The sequence below is a fragment of the Solibacillus sp. FSL R5-0691 genome (assembly GCF_037974225.1).
In the GTDB taxonomy this organism is placed as follows: domain Bacteria; phylum Bacillota; class Bacilli; order Bacillales_A; family Planococcaceae; genus Solibacillus.
In genome coordinates this window covers 3,077,013-3,094,234 of record NZ_CP150231.1, presented here as the reverse complement: position 1 = coordinate 3,094,234, position 17,222 = coordinate 3,077,013, and the positions used below count along the sequence as shown (strand labels likewise).

At 36.9% G+C, this 17,222-nt stretch carries 19 protein-coding genes; 12 read left to right on the top strand and 7 right to left on the bottom strand.

Annotated features, from left to right (window positions below):
- The first annotated feature begins 24 nt into the window (after window positions 1-24).
- From MKY51_RS15630 to MKY51_RS15605, 6 genes are all read left to right on the top strand, one after another.
- Complete coding sequence (locus tag MKY51_RS15630) at window positions 25-879, top strand: dimethylarginine dimethylaminohydrolase family protein (RefSeq protein ID WP_339173749.1); 855 nt, start codon at window positions 25-27, stop codon at window positions 877-879.
- Window positions 880-1,056: 177 nt separating this feature from the next.
- Window positions 1,057-1,908 carry a DegV family protein gene (locus MKY51_RS15625; RefSeq protein WP_339173747.1) on the top strand — a complete coding sequence of 284 codons (852 nt, stop codon included), beginning with the start codon at window positions 1,057-1,059 and terminating at the stop codon, window positions 1,906-1,908.
- A gap of 667 nt (window positions 1,909-2,575) precedes the next feature.
- A complete protein-coding gene (locus MKY51_RS15620; RefSeq protein ID WP_014822645.1) occupies window positions 2,576-2,719 on the top strand; it encodes a hypothetical protein in 144 nt (47 codons plus the stop codon).
- 105 nt (window positions 2,720-2,824) lie between these two features.
- Entirely contained in the window at window positions 2,825-3,046 is a 222-nt protein-coding gene (locus tag MKY51_RS15615; protein ID WP_008405570.1) for a DUF2829 domain-containing protein, read from the top strand.
- A gap of 55 nt (window positions 3,047-3,101) precedes the next feature.
- Complete coding sequence (locus tag MKY51_RS15610) at window positions 3,102-3,824, top strand: 3-oxoacyl-ACP reductase (RefSeq protein ID WP_339173741.1); 723 nt, start codon at window positions 3,102-3,104, stop codon at window positions 3,822-3,824.
- A gap of 152 nt (window positions 3,825-3,976) precedes the next feature.
- Window positions 3,977-4,480 (top strand): QueT transporter family protein, encoded by a 504-nt coding sequence (locus tag MKY51_RS15605; protein WP_339173739.1) that lies wholly within the window; start codon window positions 3,977-3,979, stop codon window positions 4,478-4,480.
- A 63-nt stretch (window positions 4,481-4,543) separates the two neighbouring features.
- On the opposite strand, the gene splB is transcribed toward MKY51_RS15605, so the two are convergent.
- From splB to MKY51_RS15585, 4 genes are all read right to left on the bottom strand, one after another.
- Window positions 4,544-5,572 (bottom strand): spore photoproduct lyase, encoded by a 1,029-nt coding sequence (gene splB, locus MKY51_RS15600; protein ID WP_339173736.1) that lies wholly within the window; start codon window positions 5,570-5,572, stop codon window positions 4,544-4,546.
- A gap of 218 nt (window positions 5,573-5,790) precedes the next feature.
- Window positions 5,791-6,855 carry a polysaccharide pyruvyl transferase family protein gene (locus MKY51_RS15595; RefSeq protein ID WP_339173734.1) on the bottom strand — a complete coding sequence of 355 codons (1,065 nt, stop codon included), beginning with the start codon at window positions 6,853-6,855 and terminating at the stop codon, window positions 5,791-5,793.
- Window positions 6,852-7,994 carry a glycosyltransferase family 4 protein gene (locus tag MKY51_RS15590; protein WP_339173731.1) on the bottom strand — a complete coding sequence of 381 codons (1,143 nt, stop codon included), beginning with the start codon at window positions 7,992-7,994 and terminating at the stop codon, window positions 6,852-6,854. Before MKY51_RS15590 ends, MKY51_RS15595 begins: the two co-directional genes overlap by 4 nt.
- Entirely contained in the window at window positions 7,987-8,685 is a 699-nt protein-coding gene (locus MKY51_RS15585) for a glycosyltransferase family 2 protein (RefSeq protein ID WP_339173730.1), read from the bottom strand. The genes MKY51_RS15590 and MKY51_RS15585 overlap by 8 nt, the downstream gene beginning before the upstream one ends.
- 156 nt (window positions 8,686-8,841) lie before the next feature.
- On the opposite strand from MKY51_RS15585, the gene MKY51_RS15580 reads away from it, so the two are divergent.
- Together MKY51_RS15580 and MKY51_RS15575 are read left to right on the top strand one after the other, a co-directional pair.
- The gene (locus MKY51_RS15580) at window positions 8,842-9,018 is read left to right on the top strand and encodes a DUF2642 domain-containing protein (RefSeq protein ID WP_339173728.1); all 177 of its coding nucleotides are present in this window, start codon (window positions 8,842-8,844) and stop codon (window positions 9,016-9,018) included.
- A 16-nt stretch (window positions 9,019-9,034) separates the two neighbouring features.
- On the top strand, window positions 9,035-9,247 hold the full coding sequence (locus tag MKY51_RS15575) for a hypothetical protein (RefSeq protein WP_339173726.1): 213 nt from the start codon (window positions 9,035-9,037) through the stop codon (window positions 9,245-9,247).
- Between the two features lie 196 nt (window positions 9,248-9,443).
- Here the strand turns inward: MKY51_RS15575 and MKY51_RS15570 are convergent, their stop codons facing one another.
- Complete coding sequence (locus MKY51_RS15570; RefSeq protein ID WP_339173723.1) at window positions 9,444-9,581, bottom strand: hypothetical protein; 138 nt, start codon at window positions 9,579-9,581, stop codon at window positions 9,444-9,446.
- A 94-nt stretch (window positions 9,582-9,675) separates the two neighbouring features.
- On the bottom strand, window positions 9,676-11,121 hold the full coding sequence (gene hpaB, locus MKY51_RS15565) for a 4-hydroxyphenylacetate 3-monooxygenase, oxygenase component (protein ID WP_339173721.1): 1,446 nt from the start codon (window positions 11,119-11,121) through the stop codon (window positions 9,676-9,678).
- A 553-nt stretch (window positions 11,122-11,674) separates the two neighbouring features.
- On the opposite strand from hpaB, the gene MKY51_RS15560 reads away from it, so the two are divergent.
- On the top strand, window positions 11,675-12,529 hold the full coding sequence (locus tag MKY51_RS15560) for a malate synthase (protein ID WP_339173719.1): 855 nt from the start codon (window positions 11,675-11,677) through the stop codon (window positions 12,527-12,529).
- A gap of 63 nt (window positions 12,530-12,592) precedes the next feature.
- On the opposite strand, the gene MKY51_RS15555 is transcribed toward MKY51_RS15560, so the two are convergent.
- Window positions 12,593-13,033: a YtoQ family protein gene (locus tag MKY51_RS15555; protein ID WP_339173718.1), complete on the bottom strand. Its 441-nt coding sequence runs from the start codon at window positions 13,031-13,033 to the stop codon at window positions 12,593-12,595.
- A gap of 161 nt (window positions 13,034-13,194) precedes the next feature.
- Here MKY51_RS15555 and nadX point away from each other — a divergent pair, with 161 nt between their 5' ends.
- From nadX to MKY51_RS15540, 3 genes are all read left to right on the top strand, one after another.
- Complete coding sequence (nadX, locus tag MKY51_RS15550) at window positions 13,195-13,971, top strand: aspartate dehydrogenase (protein WP_339173715.1); 777 nt, start codon at window positions 13,195-13,197, stop codon at window positions 13,969-13,971.
- Between the two features lie 147 nt (window positions 13,972-14,118).
- Window positions 14,119-15,084, top strand: coding sequence for a tRNA-dihydrouridine synthase (locus tag MKY51_RS15545; RefSeq protein ID WP_339173712.1), 966 nt, complete (start codon window positions 14,119-14,121; stop codon window positions 15,082-15,084).
- A gap of 364 nt (window positions 15,085-15,448) precedes the next feature.
- The gene (locus MKY51_RS15540; protein WP_339173710.1) at window positions 15,449-17,110 is read left to right on the top strand and encodes a DASS family sodium-coupled anion symporter; all 1,662 of its coding nucleotides are present in this window, start codon (window positions 15,449-15,451) and stop codon (window positions 17,108-17,110) included.
- Window positions 17,111-17,222 lie beyond the last annotated feature (112 nt).

Below are 17,222 nucleotides of genomic sequence, written 5' to 3'. Positions count from 1 at the left end.
AATTAAGAATCTGGAGGATGACTTATGGTAAATACATTTTCAAAGCAATCCCAAATAGCATGTCAAAGCGAATATGGAACTTTAAAAAAAGTTGTATTATGTGAACCTAAATATATGGAAATTAAAGAAGTAATCAATGATGTTCAAAAAAAATATAAGCATGATAATATCGATCAGGATCTTGCACTAGCCCAGCATCAAAAGTTTGAACAAACGCTACTTAATGCTGGTGTGGAAGTAATTAAACTCCCTCCTAGTAAAGAGCACCCGGAACAAGTATTTACAAGAGATATTGGTTTTACTATTGGAGATCAGTTGTTTGTTTCGCAGATGGCAAATCCTATCCGTCAAGGTGAAGATGAAGTACTGGCACAATGGCTAAAGGAGAATAAAATTTCGTATCATAACCTTTCTAAATATTCAATTGAAGGTGGCGATGTGATTATTGACGGTCCTCGGGTTTTTGTCGGAATCAGTGATCGCACATGCGAGAAGGCCATTCAAAATTTACAAAAACAATTGCCTGATTTTGAAGTCCTTCCAATCCCGTTTAACCCAAAATATTTACATTTAGACTGTGTATTCAATATTCTTTCATCAAAAGATGCACTTGTTTTTCCGGATGCATTCGAACCGGAAGTAGTTAAACATTTATCAAGTATGTATGACTTAATCGAAGTAAGCGAAAACGAGCAGTTTACAATGGGGACAAATGTGCTTTCGATTGGACAAAATCGTGTGCTGAGCTTGCCGGTTAACAGTGATGTGAATTATCAAATGAGACAGCATGGTTATGAAGTGCTGGAAGTCGACTTTTCAGAAATCATTAAGTCGGGCGGCTCATTCAGATGCTGTTCGATGCCAATAGTAAGGCAGTAAATTAGATACCTAATAATAATGGTGCAAATTTCTGATCTGCATTTGAATTTACTATATGTATTTTATACAACACTCATTCTAAATGTTGTGCATCCCGCATTTCCTTTATAGTGTATATTTAAGGGAGATATGCAAAAAAGATGGCAGCAATGTCTGCGTTTTTGAAAGGAAGGTACAATGAAAAGAATTATTTTATCGACTGAGAGTGGTGCGGATTTACCGAAGGACCTGGTTGAAAAACATCAAATTCAAGTAGTACCGATGCACGTTATTATGGATGGGAAAGATTATTTGGATGGTGAGCTGTCAGTAGAAGAAGTTTTTGATTTTTATGATCGAACAAAGTCAATACCGTCTACGGCAGCGACGAATGTCCATGAATATGAAGAGTTGTTTACGAATGTTCGATTGAAATTTCCTGAAAGTATCATTATTCACATTGGCTATACGTCAAAAGCATCTGCTTCCTTTCAAAGTGCGGTAATTGCAGCAGAAGATTTTGATGATCTTTTTCTGATTGATGCGTTAAATGTAACTGGTGGATTGGGGGCGGTAGTGATGTATGCAGCTCGCTTGCTTGAAGAAGAGCCTAAGATTAGTCCTGAGCATTTAATTGCAAAAATTGAATCAAACGTTCCTAAAACAAGGCTAGCGTTCCTGCCAGGAAGTTTAGACTTTTTAAAAGCAGGTGGACGGGTGAGCAATATTGCATACATCGGTGGTGCATTGCTTAAAATCAAGCCATGTATTGAGTTGAAAGAAGGAAAGCTTGTTTCAACTAGAAAATACCGTGGCAAGATGGAAATTGTTGCAGAAAAGCTGATGAGGGATTATTTAGATGAATACAATATTGATCGGGAACAATTGTATTTAATCTACTCGGTCGGACTGGATGAACAAATTAAAAAACGCCTGGAAGCAATCGCGAAGGAAGCCGGTTTTCAAAACGTAAGATGGATGCAGGCTGGTGCGATGATCTCGACTCATGCGGGTCCTGGAGGATTTGGGATTGCCGGCATAGAATCATAAAAATAAGAAAGAACCTGGATTTTTAATTCCAGGTTCTTTTTTTGATTATCACTTTTGCTCCTCCATGACACACTGCCTCGCTTTCAGATTAAATTTTAGATTGCTCCAAAATATTCTGTTTAAGCTCATTCAGTTTTTGTTGGTCCTTTTGAGATTGATCTTTCGCACTCATCGGGTTAACCCTCCAGTCACTTAGATTTGAAGTGAAATCTTTAATAGTATAGGCTGTATTTCGTTTTTTAAACGTTGATTATGAAAAATTTTTAATTTATTTTAAATTGTACTGTCTAATAATTTTAACAATAAGAAAGAACCTGGAGTTTTTAATTCCAGGTTCTTATTTTGATTACCACTTATGATCCTCCATGACACACTGCCTCGCTTTCAGATTAATTTTAGATTGCTCCAAAAATATTCTGTGTAAGCTTATTCAGTTTTTGTTGGTCCTTTTGAGATTGATCATTCGCACTCATCGGGTTAACCCTCCAGTCATTTAGATTGAAGTGAAATCTTTAATAGTATAGGTCAGATCTTATTTTTTATACAAAAAGTTTTAAAATTTCTACGGAAAATGATTTGGTTTCATAACTCTAAAAATTGTCTTCATACATTCATCAATTTTACGCAAAATAAATAAGAATCCAATTCGTTTCGGAGGTGAAAGAAGTTGGCGAAAAAAAGTAAAACAAGCTTCACTAAGAATAAAAAGGAAAAAAAGGATACGAATCGTCGTGAAGAGTATTCAAAAGAGTTTAATCAGGTAATTCATAATAACCCACCGCAAGAAGTTACAAAGCATAGAGGAACATAAGGCTGCCGTGCACCGGGATATCTTTTTGACACCCGGTGCATGTGATTTACACAACTTATTGTTATAATATGTGTAAGAAATATGAATACATAAAGGAAGATGAAAATGACATTTGAAGAAATTTTGCCTCGTTTAAAAAATGGAGAGAAGATAATCCGTAAAGGCTGGGGCGGTGCTGAACTATATGTTAAGTATGTGCCTGCAACTACATTGGATGACTTGGACATGAATCCGTATTTTGTTATTAATGTAACTGGTGAAGGGTATACGATGTTTACACCGACAGTTTGTGATATTTTAGCGGATGATTGGGAAATCGTTCTATAAGTAATTAATGCTGGCTTGTTTATTGCAAGTCAGTTATTTTTTTGGAGGGAAAACAGTGGGAAAGCAATTTGAAAATAAAGTCGTCGTCATTACGGGTGCCGCATCCGGAATCGGACGAGCACAAGCAGCAGCTTTTTTAAAAGAAGGGGCTACTGTTATTGGGATCGATATTCAGAAAGCAGTAATAACGGATGACAAGTACTATCACTATGCAGGAAGTGTAACGGATCATCAGTTTATTGAAGAAACGATTGGACAATTAGAAGTAATCGATATTTTATGTAATACAGCCGGTATCCTTGATGGTTATGTCCCGTCACTTGAAACAGAAGAATCATTATGGGACAAAATCTTTAACGTGAATGTAAAAGGGATGTTCTTTGTAACGAATGCGGTATTAAAGAAAATGCTTAAGCAAAAGCGCGGTGTTATCGTAAATATGGCATCGATTGCTGGAATGATTGCAGGTGGCGGTGGTGCAGCATATACCGCGTCCAAACATGCCGTAATCGGTTATACAAAACAGCTTTCCTATGATTATTGCAAGGAAGGGATACGTATCAACGGGATTGCACCGGGTGCAATTGAAACACCGATGAATGCGGCCGATTTTGAAGGGGCAGGTGAAATGGCGAAGTTAGTGGCAGAGCAAACACCTGCCGGCAGATGGGCGAAGCCTGAAGAGGTTGCAAATGTGACATTATTTTTAGCGAGTGAAGCAAGCGATTATATGCATGCAACAATTATACCGGTTGATGGTGGATGGATGAATAAATAAAGTATTGCCATTATTTAATATTTACTCCATAATGAATGGGTGCAAAATCACACTATGACACTTTGGCAGGGTACTAGCACCCATGCTCCTTTGGTCATAGTTATCAGTAAAATAGCAACTTCATGCTATTTTATAAAGGAGGAAATTAAATAATGGAAAATTCTGTTTCATCATCACGTGTCAACGTGCATGAAACGGCTAAAGTTGCGATCGTTGCTTCTCTTTATGTAGCAGTGACGCTTGTTTTGGCTGTCATTAGTTTCGGAGCCGTCCAATTAAGGCTGTCGGAAATGTTTAACTATTTAGTGCTATTCCATAAACGATACATAGTAGGAGTAACATTAGGTGTCGTCATTGCGAATCTCTTTTCACCAATGTGGTGGATTGATGTACCGGTAGGCGGGATTGCTACACTGATTGTCTTGATTATTTGCCGAATCGTTACAAAAAATATCAAAAACTTAGTGCTGAAAATTATTGTAACCGGTATTATTTTTACGGCATCCATGTTTACAGTTGCAGCTCAGCTGATGATCGTTTTTGATCTGCCATTTTGGCCAACGTACGGAATGGTAGCAGTGGGAGAGGCCTTTTCAATGCTAGTAGGCGGCGTCACAATTTATTTATTGCAAAAGAAAATTGATTTTACAAAATAAAAATTAACAATCCGTTAAATATAAGAAGCAGACCGTTCATTTTGAACGTGTCTGCTTTTACTTTTATGTGAAATACTCAAGTTTGGCATTCGGAAAAAATTTTTCCATGTAACTGTAAAGCTTTTCTTTCATTTCGTCCTCTTCGTTCTTTTGATAAATATACTTACTGATTCCGTATTTACCCCATTTTACACGTCTTACAGATTCATCCAGTTTCAGCTTTGTCTTCGGATAGTTTTTATTAATCACGTTTTTAGCGGCCTTTGTAAAACGGTGCTGAATAAATTCAAATGTAATATCTTCGCGGACGTCTTGGGGGAGTTCAGCATCAAGTCGTTCAAACATATGATAATAGCCATCCTGCCATCCATCATGAAGGTAAATTGGCGCTACGATAAATCCAAGAGGATAACCGGCTCTCGCTACTTTGCCGGCTGCTTCGATCCGCTGAGCGAGCGAGGAAGTACCGGGTTCAAAGTTTTTTATGACATAATCCGCATTAATACTAAAACGAAATCTTGTATGGCCATTATGTTTTGCATCGAGTAAATGATCAACATGATGGAATTTTGTAACGAACCTTAATCTACCCAACTCGGTTTCGCCGAAATGCTCTATCGCTTTCTTTAATGAATGTGTTAAGTGATCCAGCCCTACAATATCGGAAGTACAGGCCGCTTCAAACCGTGTGATTTCAGGTGCACGTTCTTCAATATACCGATCTGCTGCTTCAAATATTTCCTCGACATTCACATATGTCCGAATGTACGGTTTGCTTCCCATTGTTGTTTGTAAGTAGCAATAATGGCAGTGACCCATACATCCTGTAGCAAGTGGAATAGCATATTCAGCAGATGGCTTGGACGTATCGAATTTCAGAGTTTTGCGAATACCAACGACAAGTATAGATTTTGCGATTCGATATTTTTGCAAATCATTGTCTCCGGGGAAGTTACGTATTTGGTTATGGGAGGTTGTATAACGTATCTCAATACCTAAAGCTTCAAATTTTTCTTTTAGTTCTTTGCCGAGTGGATAATCCAATGCTTTCGGTTCGAAATATACAAGCTGCGGTACGAAAGGTTTATTCATGTTTTTTGCACAACACCTTCCTTTTATATTTGCTTTAGTTTGCCTTAAGAAAGAAACAAATATGAGGTGGTAATTATTGCAGTAGTAATGTTATTTTTCACTTCCATATGTAATTTTCTCAAAAAAAAAAAGACTCCTTGTAATTCGCTAATCAGTCTTAAACCAACCAGTATCCTAAGTCCGAGTGTCGAGTGGAGTCTTGTTGAAAATGTATAAAATTAAAAATAATGATGAGTGAATGGTGATTCTAAAAGAGGGGTACATGTTTGCTTTGTCATATTGTATTGCTTAACTGGCATCAATTCACTTTTCTCAATCATCGCGATACGATCTAATACGTCATTCGTTAGCTGCTTTGAACTTGTAGAAACGACTAGATTCAGCAATCCGAGCAGTGCTGCAAAATCGAAAACTTTAAAGCGGTATCCTAGTGGAATCGCTGGTACACCGGCAGCCATTGAAAGCATGTTTGCATGGAGTTTAAAGTTTATCGTTGCAGTACACGTTGATAATTTATGAATCATTTGTTGTTCGGTATAAATGTTTTTATCTAACTGAACATTTTCTGTGTCGCCGATTTTATTATAAAGTCTTTCGCAATGGGATCGATCGTCTGACCACATCGTATAAATCAGTATTTTATAACCCTTTTCAATTAGTCTTTTTACTGCTGCGACTAATTGTTCTTCTACTAAACTTTCATTGGCACCGTACAGACGGTTAAATGTCGTTCCCCAATTGATCCCGATTAGTTTGTCTTGGATATGAGGTTTTATTGTGTCTTTATTTTGTAATAGTAAAGCAGGATCTCCGATTATTTTAACTTTTTCCGATTTTTCTTTCCCAACCATAATTTCGATCGCCTTTTTTGTTAAGGGACCTCGGACGCCTATAAAAAGTGCATGCTCCAAAACTTCTTCCAGTACATCGATATCTTTTTGTTTAAAGTTTTGTTCCAAAGAAGTCAGCTGATCATTTATCAATAAATTCAGGTTTGACTCTTCAATCCAGTCTAACCCTGATCCCCAGATGAGTACGGACTTTCCTTTATGAATAGCGTTTTGAAGAATTTGAAGATAGCCAGGCAATAATAAGGAGCCTCCGCCAAGTACAACCGTATCAAACTCATCGAGATTTTTTAAATCCGTTCCGGGCATTGATGGCTTAACAGTGATTTTTTCCATATCCAAGTATTTAGTACATGTATCTCTGAAAATATGCCATAACAGTTCATCACCCAGGTTATTAAATCCGATCCAGCCTATATATAAAACCTTTTTCATTTTTTCATCCCACCTTTTCTCGTTTTGGAATAAACCGCCAATGTTTCTTTTACTACATTATTAATATTAAATTTTTCCTCAGCTATTTCTCTGGCTTTAATTCCGTTTAGTTTTAGGCGATGTTGATCCTTCAAGACTTTATTCAAATCATCACGTAATAAATGTCTGCTGCAAGTTGCTTTAGAACCATGATCTCCAAAATAATGACTCCATGCATCTTCAAAATTGTTCACATCTACAATCCCGAAATATCCATGGTTGCCGACAGCAACTACTTGCTTTTCTGAAGCCATAGCCTCTAAAGCTACACGGCCTGTGCCTACAACGCAATCAGCTGCAGAGTAATAGGGATGCAGATTTTTTTGTTCTCCAACGATATGAATAAAAGCTCCATCACACATTTCTTCAATCATTCGAGCCAATGTTTTTATCTCGTTCAATTTATTACCATCACCAACTACAATGACATGAAGATTAGGGATAGTATTTAATTTAAGATCTTTGCAGGCTCTTAAAAAAATAGAACAAACTTGTGCTTTTGCCCATGTGATTCTGCTCGCATAGAGAAGAACGGGAGCATCTTTAGGTATTTTTAATTCACTTCTTATATCTTTTACTTGGGAATTTCTTGGGTAATCGTTTAAATTGATTCCATTTGGTATTAAATAAGGGTTTTCTATTTCAAATGTTTTTACATAATTGCATAAAGGAGGGCTTACACAGATGACTGCATCGGATAATTTAAGGAGTTCCTGTATTTCATGATTTGGATAATATGTTCCGTGTATCGTGATGATCGTAGGGATATTTCTATTTTCAGCAGCTCTTCCTGCTAAATATCCGGAAGGCGTCTGATGAATATGAACATGGGTAATATTTTCGTGCTCAATAATTTTTTCAAGTTCTTTCACTAATGCCAATTCATGATTTTTTTCTAAAGGAATTGTTTTTGGAAACTCGATTGAGTAAATAGGGCAATTTAATGTTTCAAATGCCTCAACTAAACTACCGGTTTTATTTGCAGCAATCGCCACAAAGATATTATTTTTAACTAGTTCTTTTGCCAAGCCTAATACATGGGTTTCGGTTCCTCCGATATATAAAGCATCTATCACTAATAAGATCCTTTCATCAGCCACTCTTATCACCTCCATAAAAAGTTTTGGAACGTTGTTGCTCATGTTTCCGATAGTAATATAAAATTTCCTTCAGATTTTCTATTTTTAATTTTGCATTTAAAAATTTTACGATGAATTCATAGTCTTCTGCTCCGACAATTCTTCGAGTGGGGCCGCCAAGCAAATCAAAAACTTTTCCGCGAAATAAAATTGTTCCGTGACAGACACAGTGAACACCTGCTTCGTAACATTTTCTAATTGACTCGCCATACTTCAACCAGTCGGCAACTTTACCGAGTGATTCCAAGTTACCGTCATAAAATACTTGGTAATTTGATCCGACTAAATCGTAATCGGGATTGTTTAACAAAAAATCCACTTGCTTTTCAAAACGCAGAGGGTGCGAAATGTCATCTGCATCATTAACGGCAATATACTCGCCGGAACTCATAAAATAGCCGATTGTCAGAGCTCCTGCAAAGCCTGTATTTACAGGTAAATTACATACAATAACCGGAAAAGGGGGGTTGGTATTTTCCAGCCAGTCTTCAACTTTTTTTGATGTATTGTCAGTTGAAGCATCATTTACAAGAATAACCTCCATTTTTTTGTATTTTTGTGACTTAAGACCGTCTAGGCAATCTACTATAAATGGCGCGGCATTATAGCATGGAATAACTACACTTACTAATCCTTCTTGTCTTTCCTTCATACTTCTCACCTCAGTAGTATGATATGAATCTTATTTCACAATAATTGTGCGACATAATTAGATTTTTTTGGGAATCTTGAAAAATAGAATAATTACCCAAACAAGTTTCTCCGGCAAACATATCCTTTTAACATAACATCATAAAGGGGGGTAAATATGTGGCAATTACGTAGAACTCTCGAAACTTTAAAAGGATCGAGTCTTACAGTTGCAACGGAATATGGAAAAGTCACGGGTACTTTATTAGAAGTAAACTTTGACTATATTACACTTTCTTCAAACTCAAATACTCTTTATATTCCGGTAGCGAGTATTAAAAATATAGCTTACTAAAAAGGAGGGGATTAAATTGAATGGCATTTTGTATATTCAGCTCTTGAGGTTATTAAATCAAGAAATAACAGTGGCAGTTGGTGAGGAGCTTGTTACCGGAACACTGGAATCGGTAAATCAAGATTTCCTGACTTTAAAAGAATCTACAGATACGTATGAAAGAGAAAGTAAAACAAGAATTATCGTTTTAGAACAGATCAGCTATATACAAGTACCGATGTTTGGGTAAGCGCGTAAAAGTTGAGGCAATATCTGAAGCAAATGATGAAGGAAAAAACAATCTAAATTGGGACAAGCACCCTGAAGGGATAGCTTAGAAAAACGCAAAAAATATCACTTTACTCCTTAGAGCAAAGTGATATTTTTTATATTAAATTTTAGTTTTATTCAGAGTCCATCATTATCTTCACGATAAGTTGAATTAATTAAAGGGTTCTTCCGCCCTCATTTTCCCAACGGTTCATATCGCTGCTTTCTTCAATGACATTGGGGTTTGCATCTTCGTCAAAGGGATGGAAATTTGTACATGCCACAATAGAGCTTACCATTTCCAGCAATGTCATTTATCATCATCCTTTTTGATTATCGTTCTACTCTAGTATATGCGGAATTGAAAGAATCGTTCGACTCCCAATAAAGCTAAGGATATCAACATTCTTACCTATCCCGATTGAGGAAAGTATAAATTGCCTCTACAAATTCTTTTTTAGGATACGTAAAATATAATTCGGTCGCTAACCGAACCGTATCACCGAAGAAGAAACGTTCGTATTGTGTTTGCCTCGTTCCAAATGAACTCATCGTTAGATCCCAAGCTAACCGGAATATTCTCACCCGTTCTTCAGCAGGTTTAGTTGCGGCTTGAAGATATTGGTCCAAATCGGCTCTGATGGGGGATTGAAATGCTTTTTCTGTTGGTAACGTAATTATTCCGCTTGCACCGATAAGCTGAATAATTTCAGTGAGCCGTGGATAAATCTTCGAAAACGTATAACCGGCAACTTTTAATGGGAAAATTACTGGTCGCAAATAGCCATATTCATCAAGTGCTGCATCATTCTCCGATTTCTCCAATAATGCCTTCATCGTTTCCAATCCTGCAATAATTTCTGTCATCTTTTCATGGATATGCTGATATTCATATACTTTGATCGTTTCGATGAGGAGTTCGGCAATTCCTAATATAAATTCCGTTTTCGCAATTTGCCTGATTAAAACTTGATACTTGGCAAAATGATTAAAGGCACTGTGAATAAGGAATTTTTCTGCAACCTCCACATTGTTATAAAAAAAGACCCGTTCCCATGGCACTAAAACATTGTCAAACACAACGATGGAATCCATTTCTTCATATTTAGAACTTAAAGGATGGTCAAATGCAGACTCTCCGCCTATAAAGGAATCTCTGCAAATGAATTTTAATCCTTTCGTATTCGATGGGACCGCAAACGAAAAAGTTTCATCTTCGCCGAATACAAGCTTACCGACATTAAATACAAACACCTCATCGGTTAAACCGCCTTGTGTCGCTAACAGGCGTGCACCTTTTATAATAAGGCCATCTTCAGTCTCCGCGACAACCCTTGCAGAAATCGGTTCATTTGTATTTTCAATATAACTTTGAGAACGATTAACTTGAGGTGTTATAAATGTATGGGTAAGCGATAGATCATTTTCCCTCACCATTTCAAAAAATGCGCGGAGATTATCTGGGAAACAGTTTTCTTGGCCTTCAAGAAGTGCTGCAGTTGAGGTGAACCCCATTAAGACAGAATTTAAATAATCGGGACTTCTTCCTAGAATTCCATGTGTATGTTTCGCCCAATGTTCCATCATTTTGCGCCTTTTTATTAACTCCTCTTTCGTTTTAGGCATCAAATAAGAAAGGCCGACACGTTTTCCTGAAAGGGGGGATACGAAAGTCATTTCATCAATTATTTTAGGGTCATGCTGTAAATCATAGAGGGAAGCTTTCGTCTGAATAAGACCTTTAAATACGGGATGTTCAGATAACGGTCCTTCCACCTTTTCTCCGTCCAGCCATATTTCATTATTTAACGAATTTAATCGGTTAATATAACTTTCACCATTAATTGCACCCATTCATCCACTCCTTAAGATTCATGATGATCGTCCAGCCATTTACTTACTTATATGCAAATACAGGCTTGAACTAAAACAAGGCATGTTTATATATACGCAACATATGTGAAGTCTGACAGTAAAGTGCTTTGTGACGAGTAAATTTTAAAAAAGAGGCTAAGAGGGGTGAATCATTCTTTTTATGAAGAGACAAAAAAACATCCGTATTGGACGTGTATTTACACAGTCAAAACGGATGTCTACTATAATTTTAATGGATAAATATTTTAGTTGACTTAGAGCAAAATTTCATTTTAACCTAACGGAAAATAAAATGTCAATAATTTTTTTTGTATTTTTTGATAAAAAATGTTATAATGGTCTTACAATTGTTTTCGGTGCGTATTATGTATTTCTTTGTACTTTTTTATTCACTATAAAGGATGCGTTTATATGTACTTTTTTTATTCAAGAGAGCAAAAATTTTAACAGTTGTCAAAGCTCTAAACGGGGTTAATTATTGACCGGCAATTGAACGTAACTGTGTTTTTATTTTACAAGGAGGATTTAAATAATGAATCTAATCAATAAAAAAGTTACACATAAGCATTTCGGAATGGGTAGTATCGTTAAACAGAATGAATCTAGTATTGAAATACATTTTGCATCGGAAAGTAAAAAATTCGTTTTCCCTGATGTATTTGGAAAGCACTTAGTACTTCACGATAAAGATGATGTGCAAACACTCGAAAAAATTATTCAGAAAAAAGAATTAGAACGAAGAGAAGAAGAGTGGCAAAAAGAAGAGAATTTAAAACTCCAACGTAAAAACCAGGAAATTCGTTTAATACATGAAAAACATATGAAAAATTTCAAGCTTCACCCAGAGTCACAATTAGTTTTCTGGTGTGATGATGAAGAAAAACGAACTGCCTTTTCAGATTGGAAGGTTTTTTCGGGATTAACGAAAAGCGGTGTAAATAAAGGGAAGCCTGTAAAACCGATTCGCCTGCATTTAAACAGTGCTGTTTTGTTAACGGCAGTAGATGAAAATTCTTCTGAAAAAGAACGACGTATTTTAGGTATGTATATGGTAGAGGAGAACTTTATCGGGAAATTGAGTGAAGATGGATATATTCCGGCACATTCAAAGTACCGAATTGAACTGACTGAAGAGGAAGCAGAGAAGATGCTGTTCTGGAACTATTACGTAAACGAAAAGTTCACTCATAAAATGACATGGAATACTGGTAAACATCGCTATTTCAACAATTTATGGATGGCTCAAATTTTACGTGATATCATCTCCTTGAAAACAGATCCTCAGGAAAAAGAGCTTGCTCAGCAATTCTTCACACATTTCTGTAAAATGAATGATATAACAGCAAGTGAATTGCCACAGCCTAATGGTGCCTTGAAGCGTATATAAATTATATAAAAAGAACGAATTCCAAGGGATTCGTTCTTTTTTGTCGTGTACATTGCTATTGATTTAATCAAATATATAGCGGATAACTTCCATTGCCTGATCAACAGTTTCCACCGTTACATTTGCTTTATTGGATAGCTCTTTTAAAGGGTGAATTAAAGACTCGGGACGGATGATGATTGTCGGTTTGTCCATAGCAATTGCTGTACTTACATCCATAGCAGTATTCCATTGTTTATATTTCTCTCCGAATAATGCAATGACGATATCCGCTTTCTGCATTAATACCTGAGTCCGGAAGTTATTAATATCAGAAGCAGCATTGTCTTTGTAATATGGTGATGGTTGGATACCTAATATTTCCTCGCCAATATTATCTGACCGGTCATGATCTGTCTGAGGTGCTACAAAGTGAAGCGGAAGATTTTTTTCCTTCGCCTTTTGTGCAACTTCTTCACGCCAATTATCATGAATTTGTCCTGCTAAGTAAACGGTTAGTTCCATATGAATGCCTCCTCTATGATTTGCCTTATATTCATACTAACGAATTCACCTATATAATTGAAGTAAACCCTCCGATAAAGGATGGGAGAATGCAGTCCTGAAATTATGATATGGTTGTAGAAGAGTATAAATAAAAAAGAATAATTTAAAGGAGGTACCCAATGAAAATTGGTATAATTGGCGCCGGTGCAATTGCTCACTTTCTTTTGGAAGAAATAAATGAAAAGCTGCAAGAAAACTTACGCATTACGAGTATCTTTGTAAGGGATACGGAAAAGCATAAATTGCTGGAATCCACTTATGGCATCAAGCTGTACACAGAAATTGCTGCATTTTTAGATTCAGATATTGATATAGTAGTGGAGGCCGCAAATATTGAAGCAGTTCATACATTGCTCCCTTCTGCAATCAGAAAAAAGGATGTTGTCGTCATTAGTATTGGTGCTTTGGTGGAAGAAACACTTCTGGCAGAGCTAAATAACTTAGCGAATGAATACAACAGAAGACTTTACTTGCCATCAGGCGCGGTTGGCGGATTGGATTTACTGCAAAATGCACATGCGCTTGGTACAGTAACATCCGTCGAGCTCACAACACGTAAGCCGGCAAGCTCATTAGTTGATGAAACACTTGAGGAAGCGAAGGTAATATTTGAAGGGAATGCGGCAGAAGCGATTAGCCGTTATCCGAAAAATATGAATGTATCAATTGTACTTGCAGTGGCGAGTATTGGGTTTGAAAAAACTAGAGTCACATTAGTGGCAGATCCGAAAATTGATAAAAATATTCATCATATTGAAGTTACAGGAGACTTTGGAGAGGCAACATTTACTATTAAGAATAACCCGCTCCCTGCAAATCCGAAAACGAGTTATTTAGCAGCGATGAGTATTTTAGGAACGCTAAAAAGGATTAACGGGAAGCTGCTTATCGGTTAATGGAACGTAAAATTATTCTATTTATTAAAAGACTGCTTTTTAAATCATCTGCTTTTACTTTTATATATGATTTACGCTAATATTGTTAGAGGAAATTTAAAAGAAATAAAGTTGATTGTTTGTAATGAGAGGAATTGAACTTAACATATGAAAGAGAATTTTTGGCAGGAGCTACCAAAACCTTTTTTTGTGCTCGCGCCGATGGAAGATGTAACAGATTTAGTATTTCGTCATGTAGTTGCCGAAGCAGGAAGACCGGATGTATTCTTTACGGAATTTACTAACTCGGAAAGCTACTGTCATCCTGATGGGATCAAAAGCGTCCGTGGCCGCTTAGCATTTACAGAAGATGAACAGCCGCTTGTAGCCCATATTTGGGGAGATAATCCTGAGAATTTCCGCAAGATGAGCATCGGGATGGCGGAATTGGGCTTTAAGGGAATCGATATTAACATGGGGTGCCCGGTACCGAATGTTGCGGGACGCGGAAAAGGCAGCGGTCTGATTTTACGTCCGGATGTGGCAGCAGAACTAATCGAAGCTGCTAAAGCAGGCGGTTTGCCGGTAAGCGTGAAAACACGACTTGGCTATAAAGAAATCGATGAGTGGAAAGAATGGCTTACGCATATTTTGAAACAGGATATTGCAAATCTTTCCATCCATTTACGTACACGTAAAGAAATGAGTGCTGTTGATGCACATTGGGAACTTATCCCGGAAATTAAAGCGTTGCGTGATGAGATTGCACCAAATACATTATTAACAATTAACGGTGATATTCCGGACCGACAAGTTGGTTTGGAACTTGCGGAAAAGTACGGGATTGATGGAGTGATGATTGGACGCGGTATTTTCAAAAACCCATTTGCTTTTGAAAAAGAGCCAAAGGAGCACAGTCCTGAGGAGTATCTGGATCTTCTGAAGCTACAGCTTGATCTGCAGGACAAGTATGCCGAAGAACTTCCTCGTTCAATGTCAGGACTTCACCGCTTTTTCAAGATTTATGTTAAAGGGTTCCGAGGTGCCGGCGAACTGAGAAACCAGTTAATGAATACAAAGTCTACAGACGAAGTGCGTGCGTTGCTAAATAGTTTTGAATTAAATAAAGAATAAAAAATGGCATGGTTCCGATAAATGGAATCATGCTTTTTTGTTACTAAGGCGATTTCTAAATCAAAAAACAATTAAATTTAATAAAAGTTTTTTGTTTGATTTTATTGTACGGAATTATTTTTTTAAAATAATATTAATTTGTTATATAACAATATTTGATGAATAAAAATACTATATATATGCAGGTAATATGGTAGGTAATGTATATTTTATTCTATAAATTCATTTCTATTATGGAATCTAAATATTTGGAATACTATTGCTTTTTTTCTTAACCTAAGTAAAAATGTAAAAGAGTATAGCGCAATAGCATCACAAAAAATGGATTTATATTATTTACAAGTAGAAATTAGGGGGTAACGTATTGTTTTCAACAACTTGGAATCGGTTATGGGAAATGCATGATCAAGTAAAAGACATGTTTACTTTTTTCATAAAACCAAATTCTTCAAAGGTCGTATCAAAGGGAGTTACCGGTAATCACCAAAATGAGAACTCAGGTAATGGTGGTGGGTATACGCCACGCAGTTATACAACAGCTCAGATGGTTGGTCTGTTTTTAGGCCCGCTACTCTTTATTTTAACTTTGCTTTTCTTTCAGCCAGAAGGTCTCTCAACAGAAGCAAGAGGCGTATTGGCGAGTACAATTTGGATTGCAACATGGTGGATTACCGAAGCGATACCGATTCCGGCAACATCTTTATTGCCGCTCGTATTGTTTCCGTTAACAAATAGCCTAGACATGAAAGTAACAGCATCTTCATACGGGGATGAAACAATCTTCCTGTTTATGGGAGGTTTTATCATCGCTCTTGCAATGGAAAAATGGAACTTACATAGACGAATTGCTATTTCGATTATTTCAATGGTCGGTACAAATATGGACCGAATTGTTCTTGGATTTATGATTTCGACAGGATTTTTATCGATGTGGATTTCCAATACCGCTACTGCGATGATGATGATTCCTATTGGACTTGCCATCATCAATCAAGTGGCGGATGGATTAAAAAATGATCCTTCGATTGATACATCTCCGCACCGGTTTGCTTTTGGTAAAGCATTGATGCTAGGGATTGCATACTCTGCGTCAATTGGGGGGATCGCCACTTTAATTGGTACACCGCCAAATACATTGCTTGCGGGTGCAATTAATAAAATGTACGGCATTGAACTGTCATTTGCTGGATGGATGTTATTCGGTGTACCATTTGCATGGATTTTTATTTTTGTTACATGGATTTACCTTGTTAAGATCGCGTTCCCGTCAAAATTAAAAACATTGCCGGGTGGAAGCGCAGTTATTGATAAACAGAAAAGAGATCTTGGAGCAGCATCAATCGAAGAGAAAATTGTATTCGTTGTGTTTGCATTAGCGGCGTTTTCTTGGATTACCCGCACATTTTTACTTAGTAAATTTGTTGATGGATTAACAGATGGTATGATTGCCATAATTTTCGCGATTGTGTTATTTGCGATTCCTTCTGTTAATCGTAAAGGTGAGCGCTTAATGGATTGGCCGACAGCAGTAAAATTACCGTGGGGCATACTGCTTCTATTCGGAGGAGGTCTTGCCATTGCTTCAGGTTTCGTAGGCACTGGCTTATCTGAGTGGATTGGTACACAACTTATGGGGCTTGAAGGTGTAAGCGTTATCGTATTAATCTTCCTGGTAGCAGCTCTTGTTCTAGGTTTAACGGAGATAACTTCGAACACTGCAACAGCTTCTATGATGTATCCGATTATGGCAGCACTTGCTGTAGCATTAGGCGTTCATCCATATGCATTGATGATTGCTGCTAGTGTAGCTGCATCATGTGCCTTCATGCTTCCGGTAGCAACACCGCCAAATGCTGCAGTATTTGGATCAGGTTATATTAAGATTAAAGATATGATGAAGGCTGGGTTTGCATTGAATATATTCGGTGTAGTTTTTATAACCCTATCCATTTACTTCCTGATTCCAGTTCTGTGGGATATCGATTTAAATTCAGTTCCTGAAATATTTAAAGTAATGAATAAGTAGTATATAGAAGGTGGAATCGTGAGTAACGATTTCATCTTTTTTTGTGGCGCATGAATGCTTCTACATATATTATTTCAATTCAACCATACTGATAATAAATATTTAAGTTGCA